Genomic DNA, 18,594 nt, shown 5'->3' on the forward strand with positions numbered 1-18,594 from the left:
TTCGGGCCGAATGCGTTGCCGAGGGCCCTTAGGGGCTGGGGGCAATTATCACGACGTCTGAGGGCAACGCCGAAGACACGCCGGAAATCGGTCTGGACCGGGTAGCGTCATCTCATGATCATCGTGACAGCTGCACTGAAGGGCGGGGTCGGGAAGACAACCACGTCGGTGTACCTCGCCGCGCTGGCATCCTCGAACCGCCGTACGGCCACCCTCGTCGACGCCGATCCGCAAGGCAGCGCCGCGGACTGGATCGAGAACTCCGACGACGACCACCTGGCCCGGATCGAGATCGCCGAGGCCCCGACCGAGCGTTTGCTGACGAAGGCGCTGGACAAGGTTCCACCGGAGGGCATCGGTGTCGTCGACATGCCCCCGTCGCACGAGCGGCTGCTGAACAAGGCGCTCGAGCGGGCCCGGATCGTGGTCATTCCGACCCGGATCGGCGGCGTCGAGACACCCCGGGTGCGGGCGGTGCTCGACCTGGTGCCGGAAGACACCCCGGTCGGCCTGGTGATCTGTTCGGCCCGGACGTATACCCGGTCCTACCAGGAGACGATGGCGACGTACGCCGAGGAGGGCATCCCGGTCTGGGGCACGATCCCCGAGCGGGTCGCGATCACCGCGGGCCCGACCGGACCGCTGGCCGAAGACGGCCTCGAGGCGTACCGCAAGGTGTGGCGCAAGATCCTCGCCGCCGCCCGCAGCTGACCTGGGCCTCAACCGTCCGAGGAGCCCCACCTGCGTGGTTCCTCGGACGCTGGCGCCTACCCCATCTTTGCGACGAATGACGCAAAGAAAGAGATGAGTCAGAACGGGGGTTCGGTGCGGATGTAGCTGCGGATGACGGTGGCAGCGGCGCCGCGAGCCCAGTCGTCGAAGGTGTGTGAGCGGATCGTGAGCTCGCAGTCGGCGGCCGCGCCGAACGCGTGCTGCGCGAAGGCGGCCCGAATCCGGTGGTCGTAGAGGTCGTAGTCGGCGACGCCTTCACCCGCGATCACCACCAGTTCGGGTCCAGCCAGGTTCACCATCGCCGCGAGGGCCGAGCCGATCACCTGGCCCGCGCGGTCGAACGCCGCCCGGGCCTGTTCGTCACCCGCGTGTGCGAGGTCGATCGCTCCGGCCAGGTCGAGCTCCGCGCGCCCGGTGTCCTCGCGGACGCGGGCCAGGATCGCGTCGGACGACGCCACGGTTTCCACGCAGCCGTGCCGTCCGCAGGTGCAGACGAGGTTCTCCGGGGCGAGCGGTAGATGGCCGATCTCCCCGGCGACACCGTGCGCGCCCTCGACCACGTCACCGTTGAGGTAGAGCCCGCAGCCGATGCCGGAGCCGATCGTCACGATGGCGAAGGAGTTCGCGTTCACGCCGATGCCGAACCAGTGCTCGGCCACGGTCAAGGCGCGCACGTCGTTTGTCACCACGACGGGCAGGTTGATCCGTTCGTGCAGCAGTGCACCGAGCGGCAGATCCCGCCAGCCCATGAACGCCGAGTGCCGAACCACCCCAGCGGTCGCGTCCACGTCACCCGACACCGAAACGCCAACCCCGGCCAGGGCCGTCGTACCCGTGCTGAGCGGACTGTCACCGGTCTCGACCGCCGCGAGCAGTTCGCCGACCAGGATGGCGAGCAGGTCGAGGGCGGTTTCCGGGCTGGTGTCCGGCAGGGTCTTGCTGCGGGCGATCCGGATGTTCGCCCGCAGATCGGTCACCACGCCGAAGAGCTCGCCCGGCGTGACCTTGATGCCGATCGCCGCCACGCTCGACTCGACCACCGACAACGGGCTGACCGGCCGCCCGATCACGGTGTCGTCGCGCGCACTGGGCGCGTCCACCACGTAGCCGGCCTCGACCAGCGGCGCGACGGCCTTGGTCACGGCGGCCTGGGAAAGCCCGGTCTTGCGGGCGATCTCGACCCGGGCGATCGGACCTTGGGTGAGGATCCGGGTCAGCACCTCGACCGCGGCCGGAGTCGCCAGCGGCAGGCGCGGCGCCGTTCTCACGAGGCGGTTCCGAACGGGAGGTGCGTCACGGTGAACAAACTACAAGCCGCGGGGCCCGCAACACGGCCACATCGGCAAACGCGGCGGATAGGGAGATTTGTCGACATTCCGGCCTTCTTTCCGGGTCCCCGCCGTGGCCGGACGGGTGAGCAGAGCGGCGGGCCGGTTGGCGCGGAGAGCGACTGGCCGGTTCCGGCCGTCGGGACGACGCGAAACCAGCTTGCCGCGCCACCCTAAGAATGATTTATTGACATCGTCAAGTATCTACGAACGGGGAAGTTCAACCATGCCGAAGGTCGTCCAGTTGCGGTCCGCGGGAGTGAGCGCGATCTTCGACGTCACCGCCGCCGCGCCACCCCGGCTGCTGCATTGGGGCGCCGATCCCGGCGAGCTGGATGAAACCGCCCTGGCGGCGATCGCCGAAACCGCGGATCCGCCCGTGCTGAACAGCTCGATGGATCGTCCGCGCCGCTTCGGCCTACTGCCCACCGAGGCCGAAGGCTGGTCCGGCAGTCCCGGTATCGCCGGTCATCTCGACGGCAACCACACCACACCCCGGTTCGCCCTCACGTCGTACGACGTCACCGCGGGCGAACTCCTGCTCCGGCTGGATGACGCGATCACGGGCCTCGAGCTCGCGCTGCGGTATCGCCTCGACCAGTACGGCGTCCTGACGGCCGGCGCGGAGGTCCATCGGCCTGCCGGCGAAGGCCGATTCGACTTGGCCGAGCTGCGGATCCTGCTGCCGCTGCCGGAACGGGCGGGCGAGATTCTCGACCTGACCGGCAAGTGGTGCCGCGAGCGATCGCCGCAGCGGACCCCGGTTCGGGACGGCGCCCATCGACGGGCCGTACGACGCGGCCGGACCGGGCACGACGCGGCACTGCTGACCGTCGTGGGTACACCCGGCTTCGGCTTTCGCTCGGGCGAGGTCTGGGCCACGCATGTCGCGTGGAGCGGCGACCAGGAGTACGTCGTCGAGCGGCTGCCCGAAGGCGCCGGGGTCAACCGCTCGGTCCTCGGCGGCGGCGAACTGCTGCGTGCTGGGGAAATCCGCCTCGCGGCAGGCGATACCTATCGGAGTCCGGAGCTGGTTTTCGCCTGGTCCGGCCAAGGCCTCGACGGTCTGAGCGAACGCCTGCACGCCCACGTGCGGGCCTTCGCCGCGCATCCGGCGAGCCCACGCCCGGTGGTCCTGAACACCTGGGAGGCGGTCTACTTCGACCACGACCTCGAGCGGTTGACCGCGCTGGCGGAACGGGCCGCGCAGATCGGCGTCGAGCGATTCGTGCTGGACGACGGCTGGTTCGCAGGGCGTCGGGGCGATCACGCCGGTCTCGGTGACTGGTGGGTCGACGCGGACGTCTGGCCGAAGGGCCTCGGGCCGCTGGTCGAGCGGGTGCACGGTCTTGGCATGCAGTTCGGCCTGTGGGTCGAACCGGAGATGGTCAACCTCGACTCGGATCTCGTCCGCGAACACCCGTCCTGGCTGCTCTCGCCAGAGGCCGGAGTGCCGGTGCCGTGGCGCAACCAGTACGTGCTCGACGTGGCCAACCCGGAGGCCTCGGCGTACCTGCTGGAACGCCTCGACGCGCTGGTCACCGAGTACGGCATCGACTTCCTCAAGTGGGACCACAACCGCGATCTGCACGAGGCCGTCGACGCGGGCGGGCCCGGCGTACATCGCCAGACCAGCGCGCTCTACGCCCTGCTGGACGAGTTGATCGCCCGGCATCCATCGCTGGAGATCGAGTCCTGCGCGAGCGGCGGAGCCCGGGTGGACCTCGGAATACTCCAGCGCACGCATCGCGTCTGGGCCTCGGACTGCAACGACCCGGTCGAGCGTCAGTCCATCCAGCGGTGGACGGGTCTACTGCTGCCGCCGGAGCTTGTTGGTGGCCATGTCGGTCCTGCGACGGCTCACACCACTCACCGGAGTACGGACCTCTCGTTCCGGTTGGCGACCGCTCTGTTCGGTCATGCCGGGTTGGAGTGGGACCTGACGGCTTGCTCGGCCGAGGAGCTTGAAGTCCTCAAGGCCTGGACTGGCCTCTACCGAGAACTACGCGAACTACTGCACGGCGGTACGACGGTAAGGGCCGACGTACTGGACCCGGAAACGCTCCTGTCGGGTGTAGTCGCGCCAGACCGTTCGAAGGCCGTCTACAGCTGGGCGCGTCTCGGTACGAGCAGTGCGGCTCACTCCGGCCGAATCACCTTGCCGGGGTTGGACCCGTCCAAGGTCTACCAAGTTCGCGTACGCACGGAGATGGGTCTACCGCATCGCCACGAGGTTGCCGCGCCTAGCTGGTACACCGAGGGCGTGACGTTGCCCGGCGCCGTACTGGCCTCGCTGGGCTTACCGTTCCCCACGCTGGCTCCGGCGCAAGCGACGGTCATCCATCTCACGGCGGTCTGAACCGGTTAGAGCTCGGGAGACGTCAGCGCCCAGCGGATCGTATTAGTGAGAGCCGTGCCGGACGCGCGAACGAGGGTGGCTTCGGCCAACGGTAAGTACGGCAGGCGGAGCGGCCAACGAGTCCACCAGGGCAACAGTCCGACGGCCGCCGCGGTCAGTACGCCGTACGCCGGGCGGGCCACGAGTGGCACGGGCGGATGGACCAGCATGAACCGGGCCGCCTCCCGCGCCGCGGCCGTCCCGCGTAACTCCGGCCGGTACGACGCGATGGCCTCGTGTAGTTCGGCCTCGGTCACCGGCGGGTCTTCCACCCCAAGGGCGCGGGCCACTCGCGCGGCGTCGGCGACGTAGCCATCACAGCCTTCGGCGTCGAGCGGGTTCATCCCGTAGCGCTGGTGGGCCGCGAGGAAGCTGTCCACCTCGGCGATGTGGACCCACTTGAGCAGGTGCGGATCCGACGCGACGTACTTGCGGCCGTCCGGGCTGGTCCCGCGTACGCGCTCGTGCACCGCGCGCACCCGCTCGACTGCGGATTCGGCGTCAGCCGCCGCGCCAAAGGTGGTGATGGCGAGGAAGTAGCTGGTCCGCTGCAACCGGCCCCACGGATCGCCGCGATAACCCGAGTGCGCCGCAACTGCGGCCATCGCGAGCGGGTGCAACGACTGCAGCAACAGCGCGCGCAATCCACCGACGAACATCGAAGCGTCCCCGTGCACCCGGCGGATCGGGCTGTCCGGGGCGAACCAGCGTTCGCCCGGACTCGCGTGCACGGACAACCGGGCCGCTTGCGGATTTGGGCCGGCGACCTTCGTCATGATCATCCGGGCCAGCCCGTCGCGGACGGGATCGAGCACACCGACAAGTCGGCCATTCTCGGGCGGGGCCATATCGCCAGTGTCCCCACCACCCCAAGCGAACTTATGCAAGCGGCTTAGCGATGAACGTCCACGAAGATGGGGTTGGTGTAGAGCCAGGTGTCGAGCCACGGATCGCCGTCGTTCGTGGGGTGCTGGATCGGACCGCACGGGTCGACCGCCCGGCCCAGGTAGCCGGTTCCGTTGCGTCGGCCGTCGCTACCGCGGACCCGGACGTAGTGCGAGCGCTCGGCCCGCCCGAGCGGAATCCGCACGGTGTAGGTCCCGGTCCGCTTGCTCACGTCCACCTGGTCGAAGACCCTGGTGTCCGGGGCCTTCCAGCCGTCCGGATCGGCGGGCTGGCCCGTCACCACGCCGCGAATGACGTCGAGATGCGCGAGGCGCGGCAACAACCCGTGGAAGTTCGGCCGGGTCGCGCTCGTCACGGTGATCCGCAGTTCGAGCCGCTCGCCGCGATGTACCGACAACCTGCCGCCGAGCGTCGTACCGCGATGGCGTGATCCGGCCGGCGCCAGGCGTACGTCGATCCCGTCGACGAGTTGACCGTGATCGACCCAGACTCGGCCGGCTCGCAGACCCGCCATCACGTCGAGATAGCCGTACCGCCTCACCCCCACGTGCGTACGGCTGAACTGCCCGGGCCAGAAGTCGGAACCTGGCTGCGGCGTACCGGTGTCGGTGGGCGAGGGCTTCCAGCCGAGCGAGTCGAAGTTCTCGCCGGGCGGGAAAACGCCGTCACGCCAGGTGTCCCAGATGGTCCGGTGGTTGTCGGAGTTCGAGGTGATCGAGAACAACTTGCCCTCGGCAAGCATCGCGTCCCACAAACCACCGACGGTCGCCGTGGCCCAGTCGAACCCGCCGTACGTGCGATAGGCGTCGGCCGGATAGCCCGGGAAGCTGTCCGGCCTTGGCGCGTTGACGTATTCGCCGCGCTGGGCGTTGGTCGCGCCGCGGAACGCCGCCCAGGCCGGATCGGCGTCACCCTGTGAACCGGGCGCGCCTTCCATGCCCACGCAGATCCCGGCGGCGGCGTCGCGCCAGCCACGGAGTTCATGCGGAGCGTCGATACCGAGCCGCATCGGGTGGTTCGCGAAGACCAGCACATCGTCGACGAACCCGGTGCGCTTCTGCTCGGCGAGCCAGCGTAAGGCCTTGACCGCGTGCTGCTCGTTCGCGGGCGTCGAATCGGCCCGGCCGGTGAGCTTGCCGTCCCACTCGCGTTCGAACCGGCGCAGCAGCTCCGCCTCGTTCGGGCCCGGCGCGACCAGGACCGTGCCGTGTTCGGCAGCGGGGATGTACCACTCGAGGCCCTGGAAGATCAGCATCCGCGGGTTCTCCGCCCGCGCCTTCAGGATCTCCTGCCGCTCGGCCTCCGCGCCCTTGTCGGCATGCCCGAAGTTCGCGTGCTCGGTGAACGCCATCCAGTCCAGCCCGAACTGCGAACCCCGCAACGCCAACTGGGTGAAGTCGTATTTCGCGTCATGGCTGTACCGGCTGTGCACGTGGTGATCTCCCACCAGATACACCAACTCCGGATCCGCACCGGACGCCTCGGTAGCGGTCACAGCAGCAGCCGCGGCCGCCTGGCTCGGTAGGGCCGCCGACGCGGCGAACCCGGCGCCGAGCAGACCCGCGCCCCGGATCAGCCCTCGCCGCGACACCCCCTGCGAGTCGAGCCGCTCCTGCGGCACCTCACCATCAGCCCACTCCGGCACCGCGCGCGTTTCAGCCATGCCGCGCAATCTCGCAGAGGTCGGTTGTCCTGACAAGACCGCCCAGCTGATTTTTCATGGCTCCACGGTGAACAGGACGCGTGATTCCGGGCTTAGACTCGATCCATGGTGGGCGGAACAGTCGCCACGATCTGCTGCTTGCTGGTGCTGACCGGCTGCGCCGATACGTCACGCTTCGCTGGTCCCACCGATCCCTCGCCCGCATCTCCAGCTTCGCGAACAGCTCCGATGACTACCCCGACCGCGTGGCCGACGGCCAGTACGACGGTGCGGCCGGAGCCGGGGCGCGCAGCGCTGGATATCGTCACGCAGATCGGAGAGCAGTGCCCGCACCGGCCGCCGACGTACGACCCGCGCTGTGACCCGGTCCCCCGCGCCAACACGTCGTACGTCGTGCTGACCACAGGTGGTGAGGTGGTGGCGAACGGCCGGACCGGGGCCGATGGCCATGCCGTGGTGCTGGTTGGTTCCGGTGCGTACGTGGTCCGGGGCGAACCGGTCAGGGGGTTCCAATCCGCCCCGGAGCGTGGGGTGACGGTGATCGCCGGGGCCGCCGTTCTCGTACCGCTCACTTATGTGACCGGCATTCAGTAGCGACGGCCCCTCGATCTGCTATCTACCCGTGCCACCCTTCACCACGATGGTGGCGGCGTTCTTGTTGTTGGCCGCGACCGGATCGGGCGTCGTGCTCGTGAGGGTGGCGGTGTTGGTGATCGTCCGGACACTGCCGGCCGCCTGGGCCTCGATGACAAACGTCACCGTGGCTCCGGCCGGCACGGTCGCCGCCGTACAGGTCACCTGGTGGGTCGCCTTCACGTAGGTGCATTGCGGCGACACGTACTGGACAACGAGCTTCTTCGGATCGAGCGGCAGGGTGTCCACCACGGTGACGTTCTGCGCGTCCGATGGGCCACCCTCACCGCAGGTGGGTGTCGGTGTCGACTGCGCGTCGGTCTCACACCCCTTGTCGTTGTGCACGACCAAGGTGTAGATCACCGTCGGAGACGGGTTGCCGCTGCGTTGCGAGGCCTGCTTGTCGAGCCAGAGCTCGGCGGAGGTCCGCACCGTGGTGCCCGCGGTCGCGGTGTTGTTGGCGCCGTTCGGGTCGGGTGTTGCCGACGAGACGGTGACCGAGTTGGTCAGCACGGTGCCGTTGGGGACCGACGGCCCGACCAGAACGGTCAGGAAGACGACCTTGGACTGATTTGGATCGAGTGCACCGAGGGCACAGACGACCTGATCGTTCTGGACCAGGGTGCAGACCGTGTTGCCGTTGCCGTCCACGCCACTGACGAAGCTGGTACCGGCCGGCAGCGTGTCGGTCACGATGACCTCCTGCGCTGTCGACGGTCCGCTGTTCGTGGCGGTGATGGTGTAGGTCAGCGGCTTGCCCGCGACCACCGGGTCCGGCGAATCGGTCTTGGTGACCGAGAGGTCGGCCGACGCGGTGACGGTCGTCGGCACACTGCCGCGAACGTCGTCGTTGTCGGGATCGGCGGTGGAGCTGGACACGATCGCGTCGTTGACGAGCAGCGTGCCCGGAGCCACCTGCGGAGCCACCTTGCCGACCACCGTGATGGTGGCGCTGGCACCGGCGGCCAGGTTGCCGAGACCGCAACGCATGTCCCGCGCGGTCGGCTGGCCATAGGTGCAGGTGCCCTGCGAAGGCGTGACCGAGACGAAGCTGACGCCACCCGGCAGTTGATCCTGAACCAGCACGTTGTGCGCCACGGACGGTCCGCTGTTGTGCACGGTGATGGTGTAGGTCAGGTTCGTACCGGCGACCACCGTGGCCGGACCGGTCTTGACCAGGCTGAGGTCCGCCGAGCCATAGAAGTCGACTCTGCCGGTGGCCTGATTGTTCGCCGTATTCGGATCGGTGGTGGAGCTTGTCACCGTGGCCACGTCGTTCACCTGGGCGACATCAGCCGCCGTCACTGTCACCCGGATGGTGGCTCGAGCACCCGCCGCGAGCGTGCCCAGGTTGCAGGTGACGGTGAAGCTCGTGACCGGACCCGAGTTGGGCGGCGCGCACGTGCCCTGGGTGGTGGTGACCGAAACGACCGAGAACGGCGTCGCCGAGGTGAGCACGTCCTTCAGGACAACGTCCTGGGCGTTGGACGGCCCGAGGTTGTCGACGTGAATGTCGCAGAAGCCGTTTGTACCGGCCTGAGCGGGTATGTCGGGTTTACAGATCTTGCTGACCGCGAGATCGGCCGCGGTCTTCACCGTGGTGACCGCCGTGGCCGTGTTGTTGCCCGGAACCGGATCGAACTGGTCCGCTGCACTGACGGTGGCGGTATTGCTGATCGTGCTACCGGCGAAGTTGGCCGGGATCTGTACCTGAATGGTGAGCGGTACGGTCTGGCCCGGCAGGATCTCGCCGAGCTCGCAGGTGAGCGTGCCGGCCGCGTTCGTACAGGCCGGAGCGCTGGACAGGAAGGTCACACCGGCCGGCAGTACGTCGGTGACGGTGACGTCGTGTGCGGTGTTCGGTCCATCGTTGGTGACGTTGATGTTGTACGTGAGCTGCTGCCCGGCGTACACCGGGTCAGGCGAATCGGTCTTGGTGATGCGCAGATCCGTCTGATCGCAGGCGGTGAACCGGAACGACGCGATCCGGGTCTGCAGATTGCCGCTGTGCTGGGTGGTGTACCAGAAGGTGCAGTCGTCCACCGGGTCGACGTTCATCGAGCTGTAGTCGCCCCAGCGGTCGAAGTTCTGCGAGCTGGTGCCGTTGAAGATGAACTGCTCCGGCTCGGACATCGCGCCGAGCGGTGCGTTGACCGAGCGGCCGGTGTACGCGATCGACGGGAAGACGTTGTTCGTCGCGTCGACGATGCTGTAGCCGAGCGCGATGTTGCCGTTCTTGTCCATCGCGGCCGAGCCCATCCAGCGATCGGGTGTGCTGTTGGTCGACGACGGCGCATAGGTGCCCTGCTGGTGAATTCCCCAGCCGGCACCGGTGTTGCGCAGTTCGTACCACCGGGTGCCGACGCGATCGTTGCCATCGGCATCTACCGAGGACTGCACCGCGACCATGGCCTCGTGGGTGCCGAAGTTGCGGTACTGCACGCGGTGCATCAGCCGGCCCGGCAGGGCGTCGATCTGCTGCGTGGTGCCGGGCTGCGCGATGCAGTCGCGGGCGACGCCGTTGCCATCCGCGTCGGTACAACCGACGTTGATGTCGAACGGCTGGGTGTTCAGCGTGCTGGCCAAGGCGAAGGTGCTGTTGGCCGGGTTGTTCCAATCGACGTGGAAGTCCCAGATCTCGATGCTGTCCTGCGTACCGCCTTGGCCGTTGTCGGTGTCGCGGGACAACAGGAAGTGGTTCGGCTCGCCAGGCAGCGGTGCGTTCACACCGTCCCAGTCACTCGGGAAGACCCGAACCCGGCCACCTGCGCCGATGCCGGCGCCGAGTGCGCCCGCGCCACTGCCGAAGTACTGGAAGGTCGCGGGGCTGCCGCTGATCATCGCGGCCCGGTCGAACACGTACGCGCCGTTGGTGCCGCCTTCGAAGGTGGACATGTAGAGGCCGTCGGGCCAGATGCCGAACTTCTCGTAGTCGTGGCTGGCACTCAGCCGGAACGAGTAGGTGAAGAAGGCCCCGGTCGGATCCGGCGTCTGCGAATACGCGATGCACATATCGAATGGCGCGGTGTTCGGTGAGGTGAACTGCGCCAGCATCCAGCGGTCGACGGTCTGGTCGTAGAGCACGATCGGATCGCCGGCGTTCTGGGTGTCACAGCCGTTGTCGTTCACGCTGTTGCTGGTCCACAACGTGTTGATGTTGAACGGACCGCCACCGGCCGGCGAGGTGCCGTCCTTGTTCCAGATCTGGAATGTCGAGTTGATCATCTGCACGTAGTGATTCGGGCCGACGTCTCCGACCGGGTCGGGCGGGCCGCCGCCCTGCATGCCCGCGAAGTTCACCAGCGGTGCCGTCAGGTCGTCGTTGACCGGCGCCTCCCGGGTCTGGATGGCCTGGTCAGCCGACCCTTTGCGGGTGGGCTGGGTGAGCGCCTTGTCGATGGTCAGGCCGGGCGAGGTACTTTTCGCCTTGGCCTTGGGAAAGCTGCGAACGGGTTTGGAGATACCCGGTTTGACCTCGCCGGAGCGGGTGACGGCGCGCTCTGAGCTCGCATTCACCGGGCCGGCGGGAACGGCGACGACCAGGGCCGAGACCATGGCCGACAGGCACAACAAGGACACACTTCGGTACCGCATGATGGGAACCCCCGGTTCAACGAGCATCGCCTGCTAGACAGCAGTCGCCCCCCGGCGACATGTACCTCGAGCCGTTTTCAAGTTACGCCGGAGCGGGACTGTTGTCGATGGCAAGCAGCTGAACTCGCCCGGAGGGGCAATCGGCTCAGCTGGGGAACTCGGTGGGACGGGTCGCGCGGCTCCAGTCCTCGTCGAGAATCGAGTAGAGCAAGGAGTCGCGCCACTGGCCGTTGGTCCGGACATGGTGGCGGATGCGGCCCTCGTAGCTGAGACCGAGGCGTTTCACCACCGCGATGGAGGACTGATTCTCCGGGCCGATGGCGGCGCTGACACGATGCAGGCCGAGCGTTCCGAAGCCGAAGACCAGCATGGTCCGGACCGCTTCGGTGGCATAACCGTGGCCCCAGTGATCGGCCGCGATCGCGTAACCGAGTTTGGCGGCCTGTACGCCGTCGAGGGCGAGCCGGGCGAAACCGATCAGGCGGTCGTCGTGGGGCGCGGCCCGGGTGACGGCGAGGTAGTACTCCTGGCGCGGGACCTCCTGGGCCCGCGCCACCACGGTGGTGACCATCTCCACCGCTTGGGCGCGGTCACGGCTGTCGAACGACAGCCATGACGTCACCCGGTCGTCACCGATGATGGCGAGCACGTCGTCGACGTCCTCGGGCCTGAATTCGCGCAGGCCGACGCCAGCGCCGGTGAGGCGCACGGGGTACACCTCGGTAGCCCGGCTACCGGGGGAAACTCTGTATCGGGGTCCTGGTGAACATCTCGATCTCCTCCTGCAGTTCACGGGCATCAGCTGCGTGCCCGGACTGCCGAAGAGCCTGGTGAACCCGGCGGGCGGAGTGCACGACTCCGTTGATCCGCCGCTCGGCCGGCAGCCCGAGAACGGGCGCGAGTGCGTCCGCGGCCCCGTCCAGTTCCCCGTGGGCGATCCGTGTGATCGCCATGGCGGCGTGGCTTCCGGCGGCATCGCCGAAGGCCCATTCCGGGTGGCTCTGGTCCGTGTACGCGTCGACTGCCTGCCGAGAGTAACTCTCTGCGGTGTCAACTTCACCCGGCAGCCACGCGAGCGCGTCGGCGGCGTAGTACAACTGGCGGTTGCGCCCGAACGTGCACAGGCCGCCCATCTCGTCGAGCTCGTCGCCCTGCACGTTGTTCCACGCGTTCTCCGCGCGCTCCAGCGCGGCGCGGGCGGCGTCGGCGTTGCCCAGCGCGGCCCAGGCGCGGGCCTCGCTCACCGGTAGCCAGACGCCGGTGGTGCTGTTCGCCTGCTCGGCATAACCGGCGCCCAACTGGGCGTAGCGCACCGAGTCGTGCGGGTTGCCGGCCCAGTAGGAGACCAGGGACTGCAGGCCACGGACCCAGGCGCGCAGACCGTGGTGGTCGGCATTGTCCGCACAAAGGAAGGCGGTTCGGGCCTGGGTCATCGCGGCATGCGGGTTGCCCAGGTCGTGGGAGGCCTTGGCCAGCAGACCGCCGGTGACGCCCCCCAGGAAGTAGAGCTGCCGTAGGTGCTCCGGCCGCTGCCGGCTCTCGAGCAGGGCGAAGACGAGGTCCTGGGTCTCGACCAGCTGGCCGAGGATCTCCGGGAGCGGCCGCTGCGGGTAAGCCTTCGCAACATGCCGGACGTCGTCGTACACCTGCTCCATCGCCTCGTTGCCGAGGCCGGTCTGGGCCGCGAGGGCAAAAGCCCGCGCACGGCTGGCAGCCATGTCGAGTACCTCCATCTCATTGCCGGTCGAAATCCGCCCGCCGTGGGCCGGCACCAGGGCCACCGAGGTGGCGGCCTGTTCCGGCTGGTACGGGGCGAGCAGTTCCTCGACCGGCTTTCCGAACATCTTTTGCAGGGTGCGCCGGGTCTGTGGCGTGGTACCTGCACGCTCGCCGGAGGCGAGGCGCCGCAGATGCCGCTCGGTGATGGTGCCACCCAGCTCGACGAACTCGGCAACGATCTCTGAGTAGGTCTGGTCCCGGCGCGAGATCAAATGCGCCAGAACCGTCTTTGGCGTATGCCTACCCGCCATCGATGCCTCCCGTTGACGTCAGATGAGACGTTGTCTTGACTTCGGCCTCACTACAAGGTGCAGTCCTGCAGATGTCCGCCAAAGGTCCTGTACATGTCCTTCCCAGGTCCTAGAGCGGTCACTCATGGCCCGTGCACCATTACTGCCATGACAACCAGTAATTCCAACTGGTTGAACCGGCCTAGAGTTACGGGGTGAGTGAGTAGTGCCTGTAGCAGAATTGACATCAAGACAGCACCGACGCCGGGTGCGGGTCTGGTTCGGGGAGCACGTGATCGCGCAGTACGTCGCCGACGCGCCGCTCGCCGCCCGCTACGAGCAGGCCATGCGCCGGCGTTTCGCCGGTCTGCGGGTCACCAACGATCTGCTCGGACCGCAGGCTCCGGCCGACCTCTAGCGCTGTACCAGCACACATCAGACCAGTCGGGTCCTCCTCAGGGACCTCGGCAGGTGTTCCTGGGACCTCCTCACATCCAGGAGCACGGAGAGGGTCCGGGGCAATCCTCAGTCCCGGACATCTGATGCGGTCCGGATCCCTCCTCAGATCCGGACCGCATCACCAACGGCCCGGCTGGGCCGCGGTTGATTCCCTGTGTCGCCGCCGCCCAGCCGATCCAAAGAACCACCTCACTGGCCAACACCTCCCGCCGGAGCGCGCGCTCGTCGTGCCTCACACACCGAGCACCTTCAGCGGCTGGCCACTCCGCTGTGTGACCGTCGCGCCTGGACGGTCACCCAGCGTGAGGTGAAACGGTGCGACCGCCGGGCCCGTCCGCCCAAAGGCCGTACCGGCACCGACCAACCTGGTACGACCACCTGGGCCCGTCCGCCCGGCGCCGTACCGGCAGCGGCCTGGTACGACGCGTGGGCCCGTCCGCCCCGCGTCGTTCCCCGGTCAAGGAAGGTGTTCGCGGCTGTTCGTGCGGACGGCGGGCCGGATGCCTAGCGGACGTCCGGGCCGATCACGCACAACGCGAACGCCGCATCCGGCACCACTCCGGCCGCGCCCTCGCGCAGGCCCTCCGCCGTGAATTCCCCGGCGAACCGCATTCCGAGCCGGGCCATCACCGCCCGGGACGCCTGGTTGTGCTGCTCGGTGAACGCCACCACGGCGGCCGCGCCAACTTTCCCGAACGCCAGGTCCAGCCCGGCGCGCCCGATCTCCGCGGCGTATCCGTGGCCCCGCCCTTGCGCGGTCAGCGCCCACCCGACTTCCAGCCGGTCCCGGCGCCACACCTCCGCCACCGAGGCGGGCAGCACCGACGCGATCGCCGCCACGAGTGGGTTGTCCGGCGCGAGGCAGGACAGCCCGCCGCGGCCGACCAGCTCGCCGGTACGACGGTAGGCCAGCCACTTGCTCACGCCGTCGGCCCGCCACTGGTCCTCGAACCACGCGGCGCGGGCCTTCGCCTCGTCGTACGACCAGGCGCCGTCGTACCACTCGGCGACCCAGGGGTCCGCTTGTACGGCGTGGAGGTCCGCCGCATGTCCGGTTGTGACCGGTTCGAGCCGCAACCGGTCCGTCACCGTGCACCGGACCGCCCGGCCGACGATGTCGAGCAGTCGGCGGTCGCCATCGGTACGGCCCACCATCAGCAGTTCGAGGTCGTCCGGTCCGACCCAGGCGGTGGCGTCGTGCTTGCCCACTTCGAGCCGGGGTGCCGTCAGGTCGCCGTCGACCGTCACCAGGTAGTCGAGTTCGCGCCGCACGACCCCGTCGTACTCCCACTGCCAGTCGGCGATCAGTGCCACGGTCTCGCGCAGCACCCAGCCGGTCTCTTCCTCGATCTCCCGCGCGAGTGCCTGCGCCGGGGTCTCACCTGGTTCGAGATGGCCACCGACGATGTCCCAGATTCCGGGCAGCAGACGTCGCTCCGCCGTTCGGCGCTGCACGAAGACGCGGCCGCGCGCGTCCTGGATCAGCGCCCCGACGCAATCGAGTTCCGGGTCGCGCGGCTCAACGGTCATGACCACACCCTGCCTCACCGCGCCGACACCTTTCCGCGGCCCGGTACGACCTGAGCCAGTACGACCTGAGCCAGTACGACCTGAGCTGGGGGTCTGCCAGAGTGCTGCCGTGAGCACCGATCCCGCGACCGGAACGGCGGTCCGCAAGCCGACGCCGACGCAGCGCCGAGCGGTCGGCACGTTGCTCCTGGTCCTTCTGGTCTGCGGCCTCGGCGGCAGCCAGCTCGCGCCGCACGTGGTGGGCGCGCTCGGCCGGATCGCCGGGCATGACGAGTTGGCCCTGCGGTTGATCGGCTGGTGCTGGGGCGGCGGGCCCTTGCTCGCGTGGTCCCTGCTCGTCTGGCTCAAGGAGCGGATGAGCCGGCCGGTGAAGGTGGCGATCGGGTACGCCGGGATCGTCTGGGCCGGGAGCGCCGCCATGCTGCTGCCGGGCCGGCATGAGACCGATCAGGAGCGCTTCGGCGCCGCGCTGGCCGACAGCCGGCCCCTCGGCTTCGGTTGGGCCTGCGGGTTTCTCGTGTTGTTCCTCTATCTTTTGTTGCTGGCGATCGCGTCGCTGCTGTTCAGGAAGTTCCGCCCGGAGCCGACGACGAAGGCGCATCTCACGGTCGCGGGCCGGGTGGCGACGACCACCTGGCTGATTCTGCTGGCGGCCAGTCTCGCCGCCGCTCTCTTCGCGCCCAGACCTTGACCGGCGCTATTCGACCGGCGTCATGCGGTTCGGCATGAACGCCGCCGCGACGATCAGGAACACCGCCGCGATCGCTGCGCCTAGATAGACGTCGTGAATGGCCGGTTCCAGTACGTCGGCCGGCAGGTGTTCCAGGTCATCGTGCGCGCCACCCAGCCGCGAGGCGACGACGGCGTTCGCGACGGCGCCGAACACCGCCACCCCGACCGCGCTACCCACCGATCGGGCGAACATGGTGGCTCCGGTCACCACGCCACGGCTTTGCCAGTTCACCGACGACTGCGCCGCGACGATCGCGGGCGAGGAGCAGAACCCGAGCCCGATACCGATCACAAAACACGCGAACCCGAGGTACACCACCGAACTGGTCGAGCCCACGCTCACCAGCAGACCTGCGCCGGTCACCACCACGGCGGACCCGAGCAGCATCGTCGTACGGAATCCGAGCCGCAGGTAGAACCGTCCGGCCAGCGAGGCCGCGATCGGCCAGCCCAGCGTCATCGCGGCCAGCGCGAATCCGGCCACCAGCGCGCTCTGCCCGAGCACGCCCTGCGCGAACAGCGGCACGTACGTCGAGAGGCCGACCATCAGTACGCCGATCAGCAGCGCGGAGGCATTCGCGGAGTTCAGCACCCGGTGGTTCAGCACCCACAGGGGCAGCACCGGCTCGGCGGCCCGGCGTTCGACCAGGACGAAGGCGGTCAGCGTGATCGCGGCGACGGCCAGGACCGTGATGCTGACGGCGGAGTCCCACGCCCAGACGACGCCACCTTCGAGCAGGCCGAGCAGCAGCAACGTGCCACCGATGGCCAGCAAGGTGGTGCCGGCGTAGTCGATCCGCGGCCGGCCCTCGCGCTGCACCTTCTCCTCGAACCGGCGGAAGATCATCCAGGCCGCGGCGATGCCGAGCGGGATGTTCACGAAGAAGATCCACCGCCAGGACAGGTAGTCCGAGAAGACGCCGCCCAGGGTCGGACCCACGAACGAGGCGATTCCCCAGATACTCGCGATATAGCCCTGCACCCGGGCCCGCTCGGCCACGGTGTAGATATCGCCGACGATGGTCATGCTGATCGGCTGGACCGCGCCCGCGCCCAGCCCCTGGATCAACCGGAACACGATCAGCGAGGCCATGTTCCAGGCGAACCCGCACAACACCGAACCGAGCACGAACAGGCCGATGCCCAGCAGCATGATCGGCTTGCGCCCACGCAGATCCGCGAGCTTGCCGTAGATCGGCACTGAAACGGCCTGCGCCAGCAGGTAGATGGAGAACAGCCACGGGAACTGCGTGAACCCGCCCAGATCCTCGACCACGGACGGCACCGCCGTCGCGAGAATGGTCGCGTCGATCGCGACCAGCCCGACGCTCAGCATCACCGCCAGCAGTACCGGCCCACGCCGCGAGCGCAGACCCACGCCCTCGGGCTCGATCCGTTCCGTTGTCATGACAAAGAAAACCTATGTCATCGCGGCAACAAGCATCACCCGAAATTGCGGCCCTCAGGAGGTGACCTCCGGCGTGATCAGCAGGCGGTGGCGAGTTCCGGGTTACCGTCGGGCTGCTCGTGTGACGTCTGCTCCTCGTGGTCCGGTGCGACCGGGTCGAGCAACTCGAGTGGTTCGAGCGGTCCCGAGCCTCCCCAGCCCACGACGCACACCGGTCCGAACCTGCTGTCCTTGCGCATTTACCGACTCCCCCAGAGTGGTGCGGATGGCCGTGCCGTACGCGACGGCCGTCAGCTCCATCGGCCAGACTTCTTCACCTACTGATGATGCCGAGTCAGGCACTGGCCGACTTCCGATAAAATGCCAAGCTATGCCGGATACCCGCCAACTGCTGCCCGCCACCACCGGTGTCACGCCGATGCGCGCCGGTGGCGGGATCGACGCGCACTGGCACGAGCATCACCAGATCATCTACGCGGGCAGCGGCCTGCTGGCGGTGACCACCGACGCGGGCAGCTGGATCGCCCCGGCGACCCGGGCGATCTGGCTGCCGGCCGGCACCGTGCACGAGCACCGCGCGTACGGGGAAACCTCCATGCACGCGGTGGCCTTGCCGATCCAGGACAACCCGCTCGGGCTCTCCACGCCGTCGGCGCTGGTGGTCAGTTCGCTGCTGCGCGAGTTGATCCTGGCCTACACCGACGGCCGGTACGACGAACCCGTGGCAGGCCCGTCCGTACCGCTCAGCCCGGCCGAGGCCGCCGAGCGGGACCGCCTGCGCGCCGTACTGCTCGATCAGTTGCGGCACTCCTCGCAGCGGCCGACGCATCTGCCGAGCCCACGCGATCCACGACTCGCGGCGGTGTGCGCCATGCTGCACGAGGACCCGGCCAACAACAGCACCCTGACCGAGCTCGGCAAGGGCATCGCCTCCGAACGCACCCTCAGCCGGTTGTGCCGTACCGATCTCGGCATGACCTTTCCGCAGTGGCGAACGCAGCTCCGCCTGCACCTGGCCCTCCGCCTACTCGCGGAACAGCACCCGGTCACCGCAGTCGCCCACCAGTGCGGCTGGTCCTCCGCCAGCGCCTTCATCGACGTCTTCCGCCGCGCCTTCGGCCACACTCCAGGCACGCATACCTAGACCACCGCCGTCGGTACGGTATTCCGCGGTCGGTACGAGGTCTTCCGGCGCCGGTACG

The 18,594-nt window shown here is 68.4% G+C and carries 15 protein-coding genes; 6 read left to right on the forward strand and 9 right to left on the reverse strand.

From position 1 onward, the window contains the following. Positions 1-114: 114 nt before the first annotated feature. Positions 115-711, forward strand: coding sequence for a ParA family protein (locus ACFFGN_RS28960; RefSeq protein ID WP_380053770.1), 597 nt, complete (start codon positions 115-117; stop codon positions 709-711). A gap of 98 nt (positions 712-809) precedes the next feature. Here ACFFGN_RS28960 and ACFFGN_RS28965 read toward each other — a convergent pair whose 3' ends face one another. Continuing rightward, on the reverse strand, positions 810-2,000 hold the full coding sequence (locus tag ACFFGN_RS28965; protein WP_380053772.1) for an ROK family protein: 1,191 nt from the start codon (positions 1,998-2,000) through the stop codon (positions 810-812). A 286-nt stretch (positions 2,001-2,286) separates the two neighbouring features. Between ACFFGN_RS28965 and ACFFGN_RS28970 the strand changes: the two genes are divergently transcribed. Beyond that, positions 2,287-4,419, forward strand: a complete 2,133-nt coding sequence (locus ACFFGN_RS28970; RefSeq protein ID WP_380053775.1) for an alpha-galactosidase — start codon at positions 2,287-2,289, stop codon at positions 4,417-4,419. 5 nt (positions 4,420-4,424) lie between these two features. Here the strand turns inward: ACFFGN_RS28970 and ACFFGN_RS28975 are convergent, their stop codons facing one another. After that, on the reverse strand, positions 4,425-5,306 hold the full coding sequence (locus ACFFGN_RS28975) for an oxygenase MpaB family protein (RefSeq protein ID WP_380053778.1): 882 nt from the start codon (positions 5,304-5,306) through the stop codon (positions 4,425-4,427). Between the two features lie 44 nt (positions 5,307-5,350). Then, complete coding sequence (locus tag ACFFGN_RS28980) at positions 5,351-7,027, reverse strand: PHP domain-containing protein (protein ID WP_380053781.1); 1,677 nt, start codon at positions 7,025-7,027, stop codon at positions 5,351-5,353. Between the two features lie 228 nt (positions 7,028-7,255). Between ACFFGN_RS28980 and ACFFGN_RS28985 the strand changes: the two genes are divergently transcribed. Next, positions 7,256-7,621, forward strand: a complete 366-nt coding sequence (locus ACFFGN_RS28985; RefSeq protein ID WP_380053784.1) for a hypothetical protein — start codon at positions 7,256-7,258, stop codon at positions 7,619-7,621. A gap of 18 nt (positions 7,622-7,639) precedes the next feature. Here ACFFGN_RS28985 and ACFFGN_RS28990 read toward each other — a convergent pair whose 3' ends face one another. The 3 genes from ACFFGN_RS28990 to ACFFGN_RS29000 form a co-directional block, all read right to left on the reverse strand. After that, positions 7,640-11,254, reverse strand: coding sequence for a COG1361 S-layer family protein (locus tag ACFFGN_RS28990; protein WP_380053787.1), 3,615 nt, complete (start codon positions 11,252-11,254; stop codon positions 7,640-7,642). Between the two features lie 145 nt (positions 11,255-11,399). After that, entirely contained in the window at positions 11,400-11,963 is a 564-nt protein-coding gene (locus tag ACFFGN_RS28995) for a GNAT family N-acetyltransferase (RefSeq protein WP_380053789.1), read from the reverse strand. A 22-nt stretch (positions 11,964-11,985) separates the two neighbouring features. Beyond that, the gene (locus ACFFGN_RS29000) at positions 11,986-13,284 is read right to left on the reverse strand and encodes an NsdA family TPR-like regulatory protein (RefSeq protein WP_380053792.1); all 1,299 of its coding nucleotides are present in this window, start codon (positions 13,282-13,284) and stop codon (positions 11,986-11,988) included. Between the two features lie 247 nt (positions 13,285-13,531). Here ACFFGN_RS29000 and ACFFGN_RS29005 point away from each other — a divergent pair, with 247 nt between their 5' ends. Continuing rightward, positions 13,532-13,681, forward strand: a complete 150-nt coding sequence (locus ACFFGN_RS29005) for a hypothetical protein (protein WP_380053795.1) — start codon at positions 13,532-13,534, stop codon at positions 13,679-13,681. Positions 13,682-14,226: 545 nt separating this feature from the next. Here the strand turns inward: ACFFGN_RS29005 and ACFFGN_RS29010 are convergent. Further along, complete coding sequence (locus ACFFGN_RS29010) at positions 14,227-15,252, reverse strand: GNAT family N-acetyltransferase (protein WP_380053798.1); 1,026 nt, start codon at positions 15,250-15,252, stop codon at positions 14,227-14,229. 109 nt (positions 15,253-15,361) lie between these two features. On the opposite strand from ACFFGN_RS29010, the gene ACFFGN_RS29015 reads away from it, so the two are divergent. Further along, positions 15,362-15,943: a hypothetical protein gene (locus ACFFGN_RS29015; protein ID WP_380053801.1), complete on the forward strand. Its 582-nt coding sequence runs from the start codon at positions 15,362-15,364 to the stop codon at positions 15,941-15,943. Positions 15,944-15,949: 6 nt separating this feature from the next. Here the strand turns inward: ACFFGN_RS29015 and ACFFGN_RS29020 are convergent, their stop codons facing one another. Further along, positions 15,950-17,392 carry an MDR family MFS transporter gene (locus ACFFGN_RS29020; RefSeq protein ID WP_380053804.1) on the reverse strand — a complete coding sequence of 481 codons (1,443 nt, stop codon included), beginning with the start codon at positions 17,390-17,392 and terminating at the stop codon, positions 15,950-15,952. Between the two features lie 77 nt (positions 17,393-17,469). Beyond that, entirely contained in the window at positions 17,470-17,631 is a 162-nt protein-coding gene (locus tag ACFFGN_RS29025) for a hypothetical protein (RefSeq protein ID WP_380053807.1), read from the reverse strand. Positions 17,632-17,762: 131 nt separating this feature from the next. On the opposite strand from ACFFGN_RS29025, the gene ACFFGN_RS29030 reads away from it, so the two are divergent. Continuing rightward, on the forward strand, positions 17,763-18,536 hold the full coding sequence (locus ACFFGN_RS29030; protein WP_380053810.1) for a helix-turn-helix domain-containing protein: 774 nt from the start codon (positions 17,763-17,765) through the stop codon (positions 18,534-18,536). The last annotated feature ends 58 nt before the right edge of the window (positions 18,537-18,594 follow it).

It is taken from the genome of Kribbella deserti (genome assembly GCF_042434725.1).
Lineage (GTDB): Bacteria > Actinomycetota > Actinomycetes > Propionibacteriales > Kribbellaceae > Kribbella > Kribbella deserti.

Coding starts and splice junctions, on each gene's coding strand:
- ACFFGN_RS28960 (WP_380053770.1), top strand. CDS start 115: ATGATCATCGTGACAGCTGCACTGAAGGGCGGGGTCGGGAAGACAACC.
- ACFFGN_RS28970 (WP_380053775.1), top strand. CDS start 2,287: ATGCCGAAGGTCGTCCAGTTGCGGTCCGCGGGAGTGAGCGCGATCTTC.
- ACFFGN_RS28975 (WP_380053778.1), bottom strand. CDS start 5,306: ATGGCCCCGCCCGAGAATGGCCGACTTGTCGGTGTGCTCGATCCCGTC.
- ACFFGN_RS28980 (WP_380053781.1), bottom strand. CDS start 7,027: ATGGCTGAAACGCGCGCGGTGCCGGAGTGGGCTGATGGTGAGGTGCCG.
- ACFFGN_RS28985 (WP_380053784.1), top strand. CDS start 7,256: ATGACTACCCCGACCGCGTGGCCGACGGCCAGTACGACGGTGCGGCCG.
- ACFFGN_RS28990 (WP_380053787.1), bottom strand. CDS start 11,254: ATGCGGTACCGAAGTGTGTCCTTGTTGTGCCTGTCGGCCATGGTCTCG.
- ACFFGN_RS29000 (WP_380053792.1), bottom strand. CDS start 13,284: ATGGCGGGTAGGCATACGCCAAAGACGGTTCTGGCGCATTTGATCTCG.
- ACFFGN_RS29010 (WP_380053798.1), bottom strand. CDS start 15,252: ATGACCGTTGAGCCGCGCGACCCGGAACTCGATTGCGTCGGGGCGCTG.
- ACFFGN_RS29020 (WP_380053804.1), bottom strand. CDS start 17,392: ATGACAACGGAACGGATCGAGCCCGAGGGCGTGGGTCTGCGCTCGCGG.
- ACFFGN_RS29025 (WP_380053807.1), bottom strand. CDS start 17,631: ATGCGCAAGGACAGCAGGTTCGGACCGGTGTGCGTCGTGGGCTGGGGA.
- ACFFGN_RS29030 (WP_380053810.1), top strand. CDS start 17,763: ATGCCGGATACCCGCCAACTGCTGCCCGCCACCACCGGTGTCACGCCG.